Raw genomic sequence first — 18729 nt, 5'->3', positions numbered from 1 at the left:
AATTATTTTTCCGAACACATCAACCAAGCCGAATGTTGTATAAAACAAGGAAATGAACATGTCAGCGCAAGAGTGGCCTGCCAATGATTATGCAATAGGTTCGTTTATTCAAGCGAATATTGCTGATAATTATTTAAAATATTTGACCATACAGCCAACCGATCAGGTCTTGGATATCGGCTGTGGGAATGGTGCTTATACTCGAAAAATCGTGGCAAAAATCCCGCAGGGCGCACTGCTTGGTATTGATGCGTCTGAGAATATGCTGAAATTAGCCAGAGAGGAAATGGCCAATTATCCTAATGTAAGTCTAGAGCAAGAGGATGTATTAACCATGACCTTCGAGAATCAATTTGATTTCATCGTATCGTTTTGGTGTTTACAATGGTGTGCTTTTAGTATTGAAAAGGCGTTTCAGGCTATTTATCGCGCTTTAAAACCAGGCGGAAAAATTTTGACTCTTTTTCCTTCAGGTGACGACCCTTTTATTACAAGTTATAGGGCTGTAAAAGCGTCCGGTGAGTTTCCTTGTTTAGCTAGTTTTAAGCCGCCTGTCGATTACAAGAATTTAGATCATTTACAAGAAAGAATACAGGCTCTACCTTTTAAACGCATAAGCATAGAACGACCGAAGCATGCCTTACCCTTGCCTTCTCTTGATGTTTTCCGCAAATTTGTCAATGGAATAGCCTTTTTTCATGGCCAAATCCCCAGTAATAAAATACCCATGATCAATGAGGCGATGGTAAGTGCTTATGATCGGGAGTGCCAGGAAAAATATCAGGGGGAGTATTGGTTTAATTTATCAATTTATTTGATAAGAGCCGAAAAATAATGCCTCACCTAAAGGGTGGTTTTAATGGCTTTTAAGATTTAAGAAAAGAGCAAAACAGAACGTTATATGAACAATCCTCTTTAGATGTGGCCCCTATAATAGCTTTATGGTGGTGATAGTGGTGGCAAGACTATCAAACAATCAGGTATCGGTATGGATGTTGCTTTGAATGCTCGTTGGACTGTGCAGCTCGAATAGACTCATAACTTATAACGATAAATGGTATCCTATTAACCACAGGTTATGACGTTCAATAATCCAAAAGGCCCTTATTAGGCTTCTTCGAGCGGAAACGAAGGCTTAATAGGGATAAACGGTCGATGGGCTTGAGAAGGGAGCCAATAGTTTGTCCCATGTATTATTAATAGAAGATAATCTTATTGCTGCTCGCCTGACTGAAATCATTATTCAGCAGGCTGGTTGCCAATTTTCTTTTGCCATAAACGGTGAACAAGCCTTAGAACTGATGCAAACAACCCGTTTTGATTTAATACTCACGGAGGTTAATTTACCGGGAATGTCTGTAGAGCAAATGATTCTGGCAATCCGTGAACGAGAAAAAGTGTTGTACCACACACCCATCCCAATTATTGGTTTAACAGTGGACATTCTTGAGGAAACCGAAAGCGATTATCTAAACGCAGGGATAGCAGAACTAATCAAAAAGCCCCTGCATTTACAGAAGATGCAAGAAATTATAAAGCACTATATTCCTTCTGCTGCCAACGGGATGGCAGGAGTTAAAAAGTCGGTTACTGGTCAGCTAGGGCGCGATTTGCCTGACACCGAAGAGCAATTATTTGCATTAAATAACTTTCCTTTACTTGATAGCAATAATGGAATCAAAATCCTGGGTGATGCCAAGGTTTTTAAAGAATTGCTCAAAGTTATGGTTGATGAAGCAATCCCTGACGATAAAAAGGCGATTGAACAGGCCTATGCTGTTAAAGACTGGGCTCTTATTGAAGAATTGGCTCATAAGATGAAAAGTGGCGCTTTATATTGTGGTACCACCAAAATGCTGTACGCCTGCCAGTATTTGGAGCGTTATCGAAAAGCGGGCCATGTCCAATTACTAGAAGAACTTTACACGCAATTGTTGGAAGTACTCTCTGATACCGCCTACGAGATTAAGAGATGGCTCAATAGCCATTGAAGGCTTAATAAGTCCAAACTTTTTTAAAGTTTTGTAAAAATAATGCCAATGTGGTGATTCTAAATTTAAAATGATCAGTTGGTGACTTTAGACTCTACCCATCGTGAAACCAAAATTTATCTTTTATGGATAAGTATTTGACAAAAAACAACTACTCTCTGTTACGAAGTTATTAAGAATTTAACAAAAGGTTAAATCCCTCCTTTCACCTATAGCCTTTTTAGCTCTCTTAGACTAGCATGGCTCATTTTTGAGCTATCGAATCCCAATTAATGCAGTCTAATGAGTCTATAATCAGATAGTGGATTAATTTTACCTTAATAATTAGAAGTTAAAATTACATATATCTATAGAAATATATAAAAAGCTGCCGCTCGCGAGGTTCTAACATGGCTTATTGCAAGAAATTTATCAATGGTATTAATGCCATTAATTTTTCTGAAAAATCAGTGGGTGTCGTTAAAAATGCTTTAATAGCCTATGCTTACCAAGAATTGAAAAAAGAATCGGAAGCGATTGACGCACAATTGGCACAGTTGCCTGAAAAAATTGAAGGGAATGAGGCCGCTGATGAGCAATTAGCACTCTACAAGAAAAAGCAGCAAGAAATTAATGGGGATATTAAAGCCCGCATGCTGGCTCTTAGAGACTTGGTCAAGGTGAATTTGGAAGAACCGATAGCCCTTGGTGATACCGCGCTCTTTATTAGCGAATTTGCTCAAAATTTCCGTAATATCAGACACTTGGCCGATACCCTCGCTGACGCTCCTGCCCCTGTTAAAAAACTCCAAACCAATCTCTATGTTGAAATGCTGGCCAAACTTGGGCAAGCAGAACAAGAAGAACAATTGCAGACGTTGTCGCTCGATAATATCACGGACATGATCAAGCAAGCGACTTTAATGTATGAAAGTAAACCTGATGATGTGCAACTACGGAATCAATGCCAAAGACTTGCACAGATGGGGTTCTACGAAATTGTACGCCGTGATTGTGCAAAAGTAGGAGCCGCTGCTGAGGTTGCGCAATATGATGAATACAAAGAATTTCTTTCAAAATTGCGCACCAAATTACCTGGTGTAGAAGCCTCGGCGATCATCGATAATTTAAGCCAATATAAAGATAGCAATGGGCATTCTGTTGCAGATTTACTAGCCGATGTAGAAGGCAAATTCAAAATAACACAAAAAGGTGATTGGGATAATTCAGCTAAAATCGGCATGGTTAAAGAACGAAAGGCACTCTTCGATCGATTAAGATTTGGCCAGGAAGATCGCCGCGAATATGCAAGAAAAACCCAAGCAAACCTTACTCGTGATTTATTTTGGGCAAGAAATATCAGGGATGTGGAGTTATTCACGAAAGATAGGAACCAATCCGACAAAGTGTTTGTCAGTTTGGCCGAAAGGAGAATTTTAAGGGGCAATGACAGTTTTAGAGCAGGGAAAGCTACGTATCTGGAAATCACACCACCTCCCAAACCGAAACCTCAGCAGGGTCACGTTGGCGCTAAAATTGTTGCACCATGGAGGCCAGATGATGATCCGAACACGTTTAAAAAATTCGAAGAGGCTTTAGATGCTTTATGGGCAGTTAAAGACACGATTCGTACCAGTGCAGACTCTACAATCCAGAATAAAATAAAAGAGGTGTTTGCGGCAGCAGCAAAAAAACCTCAAGTTGCAGTCTCGCCGCAAGGAGAAATCTCAGTCACCGTCTATTACTTCGATTTTACGGACGATGAATTGCAAGCTGAAATACTAAAACAAATTAAAGAGGGGGCTAGTAACAAAACGGCGGACAGGGGGTTTGGTCGAACTATAGAATCTATCCTGCAAGGTTTTGTTAATAATAGCGACATCCGAAAACGTGTTCATAGTAAAACTCTCACCGGTGCATCCCTCGAGGAGGTACAACAAAAGCTTACTGCACTTGGCTTGGATGTTGAGGAAGGCATCGGGCAGGCTTATCAAGAGGGATTAGAAAAAGTTAAAGTCCTCATTCCAGAGACGAGTCGTGATATTAGTCAAATAAAAATTGATGGTGTGAAGATAGATACTAATGGTGAATTATTACTCCGTAAGTTATCAGAATTAAAAGCCATCTATGACGTTATCCCCCCTCTTTTGACAATTTCGAGTCAACAGCTCCGTACCTTGCAGCTGAAGAATGCAATCGATATTTTTATCAGTCAAATTAGTAATGGCAAGCATGATGCGAAATTAAACAATTTGCTTACGCATGCCGGAGGAAAGGCCTATGCAATTGCCCAATTAAAAGTCATTAATCCTTATTTAGATATCGGGTCTCTACAAAAAGCAGACTATGATCGCCTAATTGGTGCTGCAGCCACCCAACGCCAAAGCAATAAAGTACAAGTGCCTCCCTTAGGCGTAGAGCAGCGACAAGCCCTGCGTACTGCTGAGGAAATATTGAGCCAAATTCATGATGTCCAGAAATTAGCAACGTTAGCCAGAGCAACAGGTAATGAGCCTTTTAATGCGTTAGAAGGCTGTGAAGCGCTTAATCTGCCGCCAAAAGCTTATGAATTATTAAGGCATGCGGCAGGTTTACGGTTACAGGAGCCATTTGTCCATTTAGCAGCTGGTCGTTATAAAGAAGCGATAGAAACGCCAGGATTAGAGGCACTTGTTACCAGTGCCTATAAAGCGCTTGCCCAACTTCCGCCTCTTACCGCAGAACAAGCCCCTGAATCTGTCAAACCCATCATACAGAAAGCAGGCACCATTACAAAATCCGCAGAACAAAGAAAGGCAAAGTCAGAGGCCCTCGAGGCAGCTTTTCAGTCAGGGGAGAATGTTACTGAAAAAGTAGAAGCGATTTTTTTAGCAGAATATACCGATGAAACAATAGCCGCTACGTTGGGTTTAAAGACAGAAGAAGATATTCGTCGGTTGAAGAAAGAAATCCATGGGATGGCTGTTGAAATGGTTCGCTTGGTTGAGCGTACTAAAAAAGGCGAGCCCGCAATTAGTGAAGAAGAGCAAAATGCTTATTTTCTAGTCCTGCATGAGGTTGCAAAAGCCATAAAACCAGCCGGCGTCGATCTGCTTGACGTGCAATTTAAAGTCAAGCACTCCTCTACTGGTACAGTTGATGTCGTAGTTCTGAATGCAGCTGGAGAGCCCGTTGCAGGCACCCCTGTGAGGATTAATTTAGGTGCAGTAAAACTCCCTTATTCTCTAGTGAAACCACCGGGTGGTGAATTTATCTTTTCCTATGGCGGTACTCGCGGTGTGATTGCACCTTTTGAAGGTTTAGATGAAGCTTATGCAGGTCCAGGAAAACAGAAAGGCCGTTTGTTTACCCATAGCCGGCTCTTAGGTGTTGGGCAATATGGCTCAGTTAAAGAAGTTGAAAGTTTACTCTTTGGTTTAAATCAAGTTGTAAAAAAAGGTTATGTGCCTGATGCTGATCCAAAAGCTACAACCTTTGATCCTAAGAGTCGTGATGAATTAAGAACGCGTCCCATTACTGCACGTGATGATCCTTTGTATCGTATTGAAAGCGACGTGTTGCAAAACCTCTCTAAAGCAGAGAAGGCGAAGAAAGGAGCTTTATCTGGAGGAACGCAATACTGGATAGAACAGGATAAACCCCGAAAAGCTGGAAAACCGGAAAAATTAAAATTATTTTTGAAAGACAGTGCGCCTAGGCAATATCAAATTTTAACTGAGCGTGCGAAGGGTGACACCCTGGCAGACGTCGCTAATGCTGAATTAAATCTTTATACGAAAGGGGCTATTGAATATCACGATCCGTCTAGGCGGCCTGAGAAAGTGAAAGGAAAGTCGTTTAGTGATCTAAAAGATATCGTTTCTTTATCCCAAGCTATCGTAAGCGAAGCGCAAAAATTTGAGGCCTTAAAGTTTAGCCATAACGATATTAAACCAGAAAATTTTCTCTATAAGAGAAACCCTGATGGTAGCTATCAGGTTAAATACATTGACTGGGCAACGGGTGGTTTTAAAAAAACCTATGAAGGTTCCAAAACAGAAGTTGCTGATATTTTTGACGAACTATTTGGCCCCAATCTAAGCAAAACAGTAACAAAAGAGCTTTACAGAGACAGCAACGGTGAGTTTATTGAACGTTGTACAGATGCTAATGGCCGTTTTGTTCAAAAAAAGGCAGATGGAGGGGTCATTTTTGGTGTCAAACCAACCCTGCAAATTTTACATGGTGCACGTAATGGAACTTTACCTTATATCAGTCCCAAGGTTCTAGGAGAACCTCTCCGAGATAAGGTACCTCTGTCGGCCACAGCCGAGCCTAATCCGGAAATGAATACAATACTGGATAAACCTGAAGATCCCTATATGGATGATTGGTCATTAACAGCTATGGCCTTCGGGATTTGTAATCGCCAGGCCTATTTTAGTCTTGTTAAAGGACGTGCTGTTGGTGATTATGTGATTCCAACTGTTTTGGATGTTGATGGAAAGGATCCGCAAGGATTAAAAATTACCGATTTGGCTAATTTTAATAAATATTTTGCTTGCGGAACTCCTGTCAGTAAAGAGGATTTCGAATCGGGTGCCGTATACACCAAAACAGATGGTGTCATGTTCATTCCTTCGAACCAGCGCGAAGGCGCCCCCTTACATCTGTACCGTCGTTTACAAGCGTTACAAGCTGAGCTGAACGAGGTTGTTCGTGTTAAGGGCCTCCCAAGCGCCGCTGCAGAGCAGCGAATTATTGATAATATAGAGCTCATTCTAACCGATGCACGCCGCGTGGTTGCTAGCGGCGAAGGTTATAGTAAAGAGCAACTACAAGAAAAATTGGCAGCCGCTCAACAATGCATTAAAGATTATGAACAATTAAACGATCTGGGACATCAGCAAGCCCTGGCAAAAGGCGATGTCCTGCAATCGGTAATTAGAAAAACCACAGCAACCTTCCACTTACTAAATGAGACAGGCAAGATAAAGCACCTGGATATCTTGTTTACTTATCCAAGTAATCCGGAACAAGTCGGACAAGTGAAGGCTGTTTTAGATAAAGTACTGCCTGAAGATCAAATTAATCACATTTTTTTGGAGGACGAAGCGCCTGGTCGCCACATATTAAAAGAATGTATTGCGCAAGGTCAAAATGAACTTCTAAAACATTTACTCAGTAAAATTACTCAATCGAATCCGGACTTTATTGCGGCTGTTGTCAAAGATGGTTTACTGCATTATGCCGCAGAGCAGGGAATGACTGATGTTTTCAATAGCCTGGTTGACACGCTAAAAAGAGCGGGTGCTTCTGAAACAGAAATATTCAAATTCATGATGCAGGAATATGGTCCTGGAGCGGAGCGCCTGGCTACTGCACCCCATATTAAATGGGCAACTAATGGTTTGCATATCGCTGTTCGAAATAATAATGAGGTTCAATTAGGAACCATTTTAGCGTTATTCCCGAATGAAGAAGCAGAAAAAGTAGTTGAGGAAACAGTTAGTAACCTTGATGATCCTGGCGTATTACGCACCCTTGTTGAGGCTACAAATAACGGACCTTTCAAAGCACTAGAGGGTTGCGACCAGTTAAATCTGAATGATCAGGCCTATAAATCTCTGCAGAAAGTTGCAGCGAAGCGTTTGGAGCTCTTACAAGGAAAGAAAAAAGAGGTCGATGCTGCGCAAGAAAATCTGAAGTGGGCGACAGCAATTGCCAAGTTTGCCAGCGAAATTAGTGAGGGTGGACATGATGGGCAATTGGCGTTTTTAGAGAAAGGTAAATTCTCCCACTATGCACATCAAAGACTCAAAGAAATAGATGGGACTCTTTCACTTCAACGTTCAACTTTCACAGAAGAGTTGTATACCACTGCAATCATGGCAGTAGCCGCGGAACGTAAACGGCAGAAAGTAACAGCGAACTCTGAGAACGCAGCACGTGTACTTGATGAGGCAACCAACAACGTAATTGGAAGCGCCAAACTGGCTGTTGCTATTGCTAAGTTGGCTGGGGAAATTGCTGCTGGTAAACATGATAAAGATCTGAATACGTTAAAAGCGCTAAGCAGCGGAGGCCAAGCACTTGTTCTTGCCATACGGGAACTTAAAAGAATCGATGATACATTGACTATTGATGACCTTAGTGTAGAACAATCTAAATTGGTAGAGACTGCGGCAGTGCAGCGTGCGCAGCAAAAAGAAGCCTTAGCCGCTGCCAAAGTAACTGCCAGGCTTTCTGCAGATGCTAATTTCAAAGCGATCAAAGAGTCTCTTCATCTTTGTGCGGTTCTTGGTAATAAGACCTTATTTAACCAGATCATTGCTAAATACAATGTCTTAAATCCTGAGCCTGGGAAGAAAATCGATGCGAAAACCATCCTGGCCATTCTGTTGCCGCCTGATGATACTTCGCCTTACCATCTGTTCATGCGTGATGAAGGGACGCAAGATCTGGCATGGACAAATCTGGAAGAAAATAGAGAGTTTGCCAAAACCTTTCTATTAAAGTCCCCAGTTGGTACAGAGGCTTACCCGTCTTTAATTGCCGCAAAAAACGGTAATTTTGCGGGCGTAAAAGAATTAATTCGACTCGGTGAAAAGCTTGAGTTATCTGCCGAAGAATGGACGGCGTTTTTTAAACAAAGCGATGAGAGTGGCAAAACTCTGCTCAATTATGCGTTAGAACAAGAGCAGTTTACATTCCTTACTGAATTGCTTGCTAAAATTAAAACGAATTGCGGTGCCGCTGCTGAGAAGACTTTAGTTCATCTTCTGAGTAACCCTCACCCGGTTAATCCGCTTAAAAATTATTTAGCCGTTGAAAAAAGTGAAGTAAAGCAATTTAAAGTTGTCAATGAATTACTCGATGCAGTGTGTGCTAAAGCGAATCCTCTCAAACCCGAGTTAGAACAAGCACGGCTGGTCGCTTTGTTGGTTAATAAAGATTGGTTAATTGAAAAAGCTCAAAATGAGGCTCTTCACGAAACCCTAGAGAAACTATTACACAGTGACGCACTGTCTATCCCTTTCCGAAGAAGTCTTTTCGCCCAATTAGAAAAAGAGGCCAAAGAGCCTGCAAAAACCTTTTTTAAAGGCTTACTCGCTGACGTAAGCCCTCGTGAAGAAATTCCGGTTGCTCCAATAGTCGCAATTCAATTACCTCCAGGAATTATGCAGGAAGTGGCCAGACAATCTGGCAATTTGAATGAGTTGATTGCTGCTTTGGCGAGTGATCGGGAAGCGGTTAGGGAGTTGCAGGAGCAGGTTCGGGAGTTAACGGAAACTCAGGTTCAGCTGAGAGAATCACTGACCCAAGAAAAAGAGACGGTTGTTCAGACGAAAGCGCAGTTGGCAGGTATGGTGCGCAAAGTGGAACAGGCGGAGCAGTCTGTTAGTGAGTTAAGAGACGAGGCATCCCGGGTATTGCAGGAACACACTAAGCGAGTGGAAGCGCTTGAACAAGAGATTGCCAAACGTGATGAGCACTCGGAAAAGGCGAGCCTATCGCTTGCCAAAGAGCGAGCAGACCATCAAGAAGCCTTAAAGGGGCTGCAAGAGCGGTTGGTTCTAGCGGAAAGTACGCGAGACAATTTAGCGTCTGCCTTGAAAGATACGCGGGGGCAATTGACTACGAGTTTAGAGGCAGTTCAGCGTTTAGAAGGTGAAGCGATAGAGTTAAATGCGCTGAATAAATCGTTACAAGAGAAACTTTCTGCTTCGAAATTAGAGACAGTCGATGCTCGCCGCGTTCTTGGAGAAGAGTTAGATGCGCAACGTAAAGAGACAGAAAAAGCTCAACTGGAAGCACACACGACTTTAAGCTCGTTGGAAGAGTTGCGCATAGAGCATTCATCCCTTGAAAGGCGGGCAGTCCAGCTTGGAGAGGACAATAAAGAGTTGTCAGGGAAGGTATTGAGCTTAGAAACGCAGGTTCGGGAGTTAACGGAAACTCAGGTTCAGTTGAGAGAATCACTGACCCAAGAAAAAGAGACGGTTGTTCAGACGAAAGCGCAGTTGGCAAGTATGGTGCGCAAAGTGGAACAGGCGGAGCAGTCTGTTAGTGAGTTAAGAGACGAGGCATCCCGGGTATTGCAGGAACACACTAAGCGAGTGGAAGCGCTTGAACAAGAGATTGCCAAACGTGATGAGCACTCGGAAAAGGCGAGCCTATCGCTTGCCAAAGAGCGAGCAGACCATCAAGAAGCCTTAAAGGGGCTGCAAGAGCGGTTGATTCTAGCGGAAAGTACGCGAGACAATTTAGCGTCTGCCTTGAAAGATACGCGGGGGCAATTGACTACGAGTTTAGAAGCAGTTCAGCGTTTAGAAGGTGAAGCGATAGAGTTAAATGCGCTGAATAAATCGTTACAAGAGAAACTTTCTGCTTCGAAATTAGAGACAGTCGATGCTCGCCGCGTTCTTGGAGAAGAGTTAGATGCGCAACGTAAAGAGACAGAAAAAGCTCAACTGGAAGCACACACGACTTTAAGCTCGTTGGAAGAGTTGCGCATAGAGCATTCATCCCTTGAAAGGCGGGCAGTCCAGCTTGGAGAGGACAATAAAGAGTTGTCAGGGAAGGTATTGAGCTTAGAAACGCAGGTTCGGGAGTTAACGGAAACTCAGGTTCAGTTGAGAGAATCACTGACCCAAGAAAAAGAGACGGTTGTTCAGACGAAAGCGCAGTTGGCAAGTATGGTGCGCAAAGTGGAACAGGCGGAGCAGTCTGTTAGTGAGTTAAGAGACGAGGCATCCCGGGTATTGCAGGAACACACTAAGCGAGTGGAAGCGCTTGAACAAGAGATTGCCAAACGTGATGAGCACTCGGAAAAGGCGAGCCTATCGCTTGCCAAAGAGCGAGCAGACCATCAAGAAGCCTTAAAGGGGCTGCAAGAGCGGTTGGTTCTAGCGGAAAGTACGCGAGACAATTTAGCGTCTGCCTTGAAAGATACGCGGGGGCAATTGACTACGAGTTTAGAGGCAGTTCAGCGTTTAGAAGGTGAAGCGATAGAGTTAAATGCGCTGAATAAATCGTTACAAGAGAAACTTTCTGCTTCGAAATTAGAGACAGTCGATGCTCGCCGCGTTCTTGGAGAAGAGTTAGATGCGCAACGTAAAGAGACAGAAAAAGCTCAACTGGAAGCACACACGACTTTAAGCTCGTTGGAAGAGTTGCGCATAGAGCATTCATCCCTTGAAAGGCGGGCAGTCCAGCTTGGAGAGGACAATAAAGAGTTGTCAGGGAAGGTATTGAGCTTAGAAACGCAGGTTCGGGAGTTAACGGAAACTCAGGTTCAGTTGAGAGAATCACTGACCCAAGAAAAAGAGACGGTTGTTCAGACGAAAGCGCAGTTGGCAAGTATGGTGCGCAAAGTGGAACAGGCGGAGCAGTCTGTTAGTGAGTTAAGAGACGAGGCATCCCGGGTATTGCAGGAACACACTAAGCGAGTGGAAGCGCTTGAACAAGAGATTGCCAAACGTGATGAGCACTCGGAAAAGGCGAGCCTATCGCTTGCCAAAGAGCGAGCAGACCATCAAGAAGCCTTAAAGGGGCTGCAAGAGCGGTTGGTTCTAGCGGAAAGTACGCGAGACAATTTAGCGTCTGCCTTGAAAGATACGCGGGGGCAATTGACTACGAGTTTAGAAGCAGTTCAGCGTTTAGAAGGTGAAGCGATAGAGTTAAATGCGCTGAATAAATCGTTACAAGAGAAACTTTCTGCTTCGAAATTAGAGACAGTCGATGCTCGCCGCGTTCTTGGAGAAGAGTTAGATGCGCAACGTAAAGAGACAGAAAAAGCTCAACTGGAAGCACACACGACTTTAAGCTCGTTGGAAGAGTTGCGCATAGAGCATTCATCCCTTGAAAGGCGGGCAGTCCAGCTTGGAGAGGACAATAAAGAGTTGTCAGGGAAGGTATTGAGCTTAGAAACGCAGGTTCGGGAGTTAACGGAAACTCAGGTTCAGTTGAGAGAATCACTGACCCAAGAAAAAGAGACGGTTGTTCAGACGAAAGCGCAGTTGGCAAGTATGGTGCGCAAAGTGGAACAGGCGGAGCAGTCTGTTAGTGAGTTAAGAGACGAGGCATCCCGGGTATTGCAGGAACACACTAAGCGAGTGGAAGCGCTTGAACAAGAGATTGCCAAACGTGATGAGCACTCGGAAAAGGCGAGCCTATCGCTTGCCAAAGAGCGAGCAGACCATCAAGAAGCCTTAAAGGGGCTGCAAGAGCGGTTGGTTCTAGCGGAAAGTACGCGAGACAATTTAGCGTCTGCCTTGAAAGATACGCGGGGGCAATTGACTACGAGTTTAGAGGCAGTTCAGCGTTTAGAAGGTGAAGCGATAGAGTTAAATGCGCTGAATAAATCGTTACAAGAGAAACTTTCTGCTTCGAAATTAGAGACAGTCGATGCTCGCCGCGTTCTTGGAGAAGAGTTAGATGCGCAACGTAAAGAGACAGAAAAAGCTCAACTGGAAGCACACACGACTTTAAGCTCGTTGGAAGAGTTGCGCATAGAGCATTCATCCCTTGAAAGGCGGGCAGTCCAGCTTGGAGAGGACAATAAAGAGTTGTCAGGGAAGGTATTGAGCTTAGAAACGCAGGTTCGGGAGTTAACGGAAACTCAGGTTCAGTTGAGAGAATCACTGACCCAAGAAAAAGAGACGGTTGTTCAGACGAAAGCGCAGTTGGCAGGTATGGTGCGCAAAGTGGAACAGGCGGAGCAGTCTGTTAGTGAGTTAAGAGACGAGGCATCCCGGGTATTGCAGGAACACACTAAGCGAGTGGAAGCGCTTGAACAAGAGATTGCCAAACGTGATGAGCACTCGGAAAAGGCGAGCCTATCGCTTGCCAAAGAGCGAGCAGACCATCAAGAAGCCTTAAAGGGGCTGCAAGAGCGGTTGGTTCTAGCGGAAAGTACGCGAGACAATTTAGCGTCTGCCTTGAAAGATACGCGGGGGCAATTGACTACGAGTTTAGAGGCAGTTCAGCGTTTAGAAGGTGAAGCGATAGAGTTAAATGCGCTGAATAAATCGTTACAAGAGAAACTTTCTGCTTCGAAATTAGAGACAGTCGATGCTCGCCGCGTTCTTGGAGAAGAGTTAGATGCGCAACGTAAAGAGACAGAAAAAGCTCAACTGGAAGCACACACGACTTTAAGCTCGTTGGAAGAGTTGCGCATAGAGCATTCATCCCTTGAAAGGCGGGCAGTCCAGCTTGGAGAGGACAATAAAGAGTTGTCAGGGAAGGTATTGAGCTTAGAAACGCAGGTTCGGGAGTTAACGGAAACTCAGGTTCAGTTGAGAGAATCACTGACCCAAGAAAAAGAGACGGTTGTTCAGACGAAAGCGCAGTTGGCAAGTATGGTGCGCAAAGTGGAACAGGCGGAGCAGTCTGTTAGTGAGTTAAGAGACGAGGCATCCCGGGTATTGCAGGAACACACTAAGCGAGTGGAAGCGCTTGAACAAGAGATTGCCAAACGTGATGAGCACTCGGAAAAGGCGAGCCTATCGCTTGCCAAAGAGCGAGCAGACCATCAAGAAGCCTTAAAGGGGCTGCAAGAGCGGTTGGTTCTAGCGGAAAGTACGCGAGACAATTTAGCGTCTGCCTTGAAAGATACGCGGGGGCAATTGACTACGAGTTTAGAAGCAGTTCAGCGTTTAGAAGGTGAAGCGATAGAGTTAAATGCGCTGAATAAATCGTTACAAGAGAAACTTTCTGCTTCGAAATTAGAGACAGTCGATGCTCGCCGCGTTCTTGGAGAAGAGTTAGATGCGCAACGTAAAGAGACAGAAAAAGCTCAACTGGAAGCACACACGACTTTAAGCTCGTTGGAAGAGTTGCGCATAGAGCATTCATCCCTTGAAAGGCGGGCAGTCCAGCTTGGAGAGGACAATAAAGAGTTGTCAGGGAAGGTATTGAGCTTAGAAACGCAGGTTCGGGAGTTAACGGAAACTCAGGTTCAGTTGAGAGAATCACTGACCCAAGAAAAAGAGACGGTTGTTCAGACGAAAGCGCAGTTGGCAAGTATGGTGCGCAAAGTGGAACAGGCGGAGCAGTCTGTTAGTGAGTTAAGAGACGAGGCATCCCGGGTATTGCAGGAACACACTAAGCGAGTGGAAGCGCTTGAACAAGAGATTGCCAAACGTGATGAGCACTCGGAAAAGGCGAGCCTATCGCTTGCCAAAGAGCGAGCAGACCATCAAGAAGCCTTAAAGGGGCTGCAAGAGCGGTTGGTTCTAGCGGAAAGTACGCGAGACAATTTAGCGTCTGCCTTGAAAGATACGCGGGGGCAATTGACTACGAGTTTAGAGGCAGTTCAGCGTTTAGAAGGTGAAGCGATAGAGTTAAATGCGCTGAATAAATCGTTACAAGAGAAACTTTCTGCTTCGAAATTAGAGACAGTCGATGCTCGCCGCGTTCTTGGAGAAGAGTTAGATGCGCAACGTAAAGAGACAGAAAAAGCTCAACTGGAAGCACACACGACTTTAAGCTCGTTGGAAGAGTTGCGCATAGAGCATTCATCCCTTGAAAGGCGGGCAGTCCAGCTTGGAGAGGACAATAAAGAGTTGTCAGGGAAGGTATTGAGCTTAGAAACGCAGGTTCGGGAGTTAACGGAAACTCAGGTTCAGTTGAGAGAATCACTGACCCAAGAAAAAGAGACGGTTGTTCAGACGAAAGCGCAGTTGGCAAGTATGGTGCGCAAAGTGGAACAGGCGGAGCAGTCTGTTAGTGAGTTAAGAGACGAGGCATCCCGGGTATTGCAGGAACACACTAAGCGAGTGGAAGCGCTTGAACAAGAGATTGCCAAACGTGATGAGCACTCGGAAAAGGCGAGCCTATCGCTTGCCAAAGAGCGAGCAGACCATCAAGAAGCCTTAAAGGGGCTGCAAGAGCGGTTGGTTCTAGCGGAAAGTACGCGAGACAATTTAGCGTCTGCCTTGAAAGATACGCGGGGGCAATTGACTACGAGTTTAGAAGCAGTTCAGCGTTTAGAAGGTGAAGCGATAGAGTTAAATGCGCTGAATAAATCGTTACAAGAGAAACTTTCTGCTTCGAAATTAGAGACAGTCGATGCTCGCCGCGTTCTTGGAGAAGAGTTAGATGCGCAACGTAAAGAGACAGAAAAAGCTCAACTGGAAGCACACACGACTTTAAGCTCGTTGGAAGAGTTGCGCATAGAGCATTCATCCCTTGAAAGGCGGGCAGTCCAGCTTGGAGAGGACAATAAAGAGTTGTCAGGGAAGGTATTGAGCTTAGAAACGCAGGTTCGGGAGTTAACGGAAACTCAGGTTCAGTTGAGAGAATCACTGACCCAAGAAAAAGAGACGGTTGTTCAGACGAAAGCGCAGTTGGCAAGTATGGTGCGCAAAGTGGAACAGGCGGAGCAGTCTGTTAGTGAGTTAAGAGACGAGGCATCCCGGGTATTGCAGGAACACACTAAGCGAGTGGAAGCGCTTGAACAAGAGATTGCCAAACGTGATGAGCACTCGGAAAAGGCGAGCCTATCGCTTGCCAAAGAGCGAGCAGACCATCAAGAAGCCTTAAAGGGGCTGCAAGAGCGGTTGGTTCTAGCGGAAAGTACGCGAGACAATTTAGCGTCTGCCTTGAAAGATACGCGGGGGCAATTGACTACGAGTTTAGAAGCAGTTCAGCGTTTAGAAGGTGAAGCGATAGAGTTAAATGCGCTGAATAAATCGTTACAAGAGAAACTTTCTGCTTCGAAATTAGAGACAGTCGATGCTCGCCGCGTTCTTGGAGAAGAGTTAGATGCGCAACGTAAAGAGACAGAAAAAGCTCAACTGGAAGCACACACGACTTTAAGCTCGTTGGAAGAGTTGCGCATAGAGCATTCATCCCTTGAAAGGCGGGCAGTCCAGCTTGGAGAGGACAATGAACAGTTGTCGTCAAAGGTAGAAGCTCTCCAGGTAACCTTACGAGAAAGAGAAGAAGAAATATTACTCGTACGCGAAGCTGAAGCCAGAGAAAGACAGAGTGCTCTACTAAAACAAGCGGAAATTGAGCAATTAGTTCGTCAATTAGCCGAAGTTGCCGAGCAAAAAGCACTACTTGTGCTCAAACCTCTTATTAAAGAGAGTGATAATGTAGCTTTATTAACTGCTATTTATGGGGTTGATAATCCAGCTGATTTAAATTTGGATGATATCGGTTGGAATGATGGTGCGCATGGTGAGGAAGTAGCTTCTGTTGGTGCTATTAGAGACATTGTGTGGCAAGCACAAATTAAAACAGCTGCCGATGAACGTCTGACAGCGCTAAGTCAACAAGCAAGTAATGCATTAAAAGCCACAATCCGTGATAGTAGAGAGTTGGCCGCTTTGCGTCAGATTGCTGATGCTGAAGAGAATGGTGATTTGCGGGTAGGTGGTGGATTTGATGCGCATGTAGAATTTTTACGTGGTAATGCTTATGTAGGAGTTAGAGATGAAGCAAGAGACCGGTTGCATGCCCTGAGCGAAGAAGCAAGTGCTGCTTTAATAGAATCGATCCGGGGTAGCAATAATTTGGTACTCTTGCGCGCATTTGCTGATGCCGGAAACAATGATGCTTTGCGGGGACATGGTTTGGATAATCATGTAGACATGTTGGGAAATGAAGATAATTATGGAAATGCTGATGCTTTTGAAACCATCAAAGATGAGGCGGAACTTCGATTAGCCACTTTAACGCAGGAAGCAAAAGACGCTTTGATAATAGAGGTTAATAATAGTCATGATACCGACTTGCTCGATCGAGTTGCTCGTGTTGGGAGCAACTTTGATTTAAGAGGATCTGGTTTAACTGTTGCTCATGTAGACGCTTTGAGTCATATAGGGGCTTATGCAGATATCTCAGCCGCAGCTCGAGACCGTTTAAATGCTAACCAAGCCGCTATCGTTGCCCTAACCGATTTCATCAATGGATGCGACGATGCGCGATTTTTGGAAGCTGTTAGCGGAGAAGCTAGAACAAATGAGTTTTTAGAAGTAACTTTTAGAATGTTTCGTAAAGGGAATGCAGATCATTTACGAGCTCTGATTAAAGAGGATGCTCATACTCAATTTTCTGACTTGGCAAGGGCACGTTTGCTTGTTTTAGATGCTGCAAGGCATCGTCGTCCAGACGAGCCTGATCCAAGGATCATAGCGCAGGAAAAAGCTATTCATGCTTTGCAAAGAGAAATTGCTGTCAGTAAGGATAAGGAGCTGCTAACTGCGATTTCCACCGCTAATAGCAATGCATCATTAAATCATAACTGGCATCAAGTTGATGAGCTTAATCTACGGAATATCCAGGCTTTAGTGCAAGATGATGCCTATCTGCGGGTTCGTGAGGCGGCAAGCAGGCGGATCGTTGCTCTTCGTGATGAACGTAATGACAAGAGGGATGCTTATTCCGATCCTGGCCAATACGCCGCAACGTTAGCGGCTGATAGAACTACCTTAATTGGCATCAATAGGCGTGTAGGTGCGATTGGTACCGTTGATGACAAGGTACGTAGTGAATTACGCCAATTGGGGGCTATGAATCCCATGCATTGGTTTAGTCCCGCTTTCCGGGGCGCCGCCAAGAAAAATGCAATAGCAATGGAAGCTCATTTCACTGAATTGGCAACCACTTGTAAAGTGATTGTGGATTATCTGGTTCCACTTCGTAATGAATTAGTTGAGCAAATAAACAGCATTCCGGTTAATATGGATGGATTCACTGGACCGCAGAAGAAGGAACTTCAAGACCGTAAGGCTCTCTTAACTACCTATTTGAGAAAAGTAGAAACAGAATTGGAGCTCTATAAACCGGTATATACGCAATTGTACGGTGATCCGAGAGCGGTCAATCCGGTGTTGAAGGACGGCATATTAGAAACCATTCGACGGGCAAAAACAGATGAGGGCGCTCTTGAGGTATTTCCTTTCAAGAGTGCTGCTACCGATCATCCCATGGATGAAAGGGCTGCGCATTTTAGAGCAGGCTATACATCGAGTGCCACAACAGTCAGTGCCAGATCGACGACCTTAGGCTTGGGTGCTCGCCAAGCTCGGTATACGGCTGGTGATGCCTTTAAAGCAGGGCATTTTAGAGAACATACTATTAATCCCGATGCGGCACGCACCGGTCGGTATTCTGGATCTTATATTGAAGAGAGAGCATCGAGTTATCGTACCAGTCTTGCCAATGCAAGCGAGTATCTATCTGATCTTAAGTTGACCATAACCAAATTTCCTGAGGCTCCTCATGGAGTACCGGAAGATGATCCTCAGCTGGTTGAAGATAGAATACATTTTGCTTTCGCCTGTGCAGTGACACTACTAAGTGCCTTCAGTGAGCCGCCTACAGCGAGTAACCAAGTTATATTGCGGGGCTTTGAAGAAAAAGAAATGGGTTATATATGGACCGCTTTGATGACCCTCGGTAGTGAGATACCTTCTATGCAATTTAATCATAAAGCAATTAATGTGATAAGCCCAACGTTCAAGCCAGCCAACGAACTAGGTACATTCTATGGTTATAGCAGTAGCTCCTATCAGGAGACTCTTTTCAAGCCTCATAAGGCCTATGTGGATAATTTGCTTAAAGGCATTAAAGAAGCTTGTGCAGAAAGAGTCATTCATCAAAAAACCTTGGAAAAGGCAGACAAGCTCGCGACGTCTATTAGTTCTGCTTATAAGAGTAACTTTAAGCAAACAATGGATGAGTTAAGAGAGAATCAAGACAAAGGCCCGGAAATATTTGGTAGATAAGAAAGGGGTGAGAAGGATTCTCACCGTTTTTCTATTTT

At 44.4% G+C, this 18729-nt stretch carries 3 protein-coding genes; all 3 read left to right on the top strand.

The window, feature by feature from the left end; genetic code table 11:
- Positions 1-58 precede the first annotated feature (58 nt).
- The 3 genes from DYC89_RS11760 to DYC89_RS11750 all read left to right on the top strand — a co-directional run bounded on the left by DYC89_RS11760 (position 59) and on the right by DYC89_RS11750 (position 18691).
- Complete coding sequence (locus DYC89_RS11760) at positions 59-835, top strand: class I SAM-dependent methyltransferase (protein WP_115221954.1); 777 nt, start codon at positions 59-61, stop codon at positions 833-835.
- 346 nt (positions 836-1181) lie between these two features.
- Positions 1182-1991, top strand: a complete 810-nt coding sequence (locus DYC89_RS11755; RefSeq protein ID WP_115221953.1) for a response regulator — start codon at positions 1182-1184, stop codon at positions 1989-1991.
- 389 nt (positions 1992-2380) lie between these two features.
- Entirely contained in the window at positions 2381-18691 is a 16311-nt protein-coding gene (locus DYC89_RS11750) for a hypothetical protein (RefSeq protein WP_115221952.1), read from the top strand.
- Positions 18692-18729: the final 38 nt, after the last annotated feature.

It is taken from the genome of Legionella donaldsonii, assembly GCF_900452385.1.
Lineage (GTDB): Bacteria > Pseudomonadota > Gammaproteobacteria > Legionellales > Legionellaceae > Tatlockia > Tatlockia donaldsonii.
Note: the sequence above shows the minus strand (reverse complement) of the source record. Positions and strands in the feature narration are given on the sequence as shown.

Excerpts from the sequence above, each read along its gene's own strand:
- DYC89_RS11760 (WP_115221954.1), top strand. The coding sequence starts at position 59 with ATGTCAGCGCAAGAGTGGCCTGCCAATGATTATGCAATAGGTTCGTTT.
- DYC89_RS11750 (WP_115221952.1), top strand. The coding sequence starts at position 2,381 with ATGGCTTATTGCAAGAAATTTATCAATGGTATTAATGCCATTAATTTT.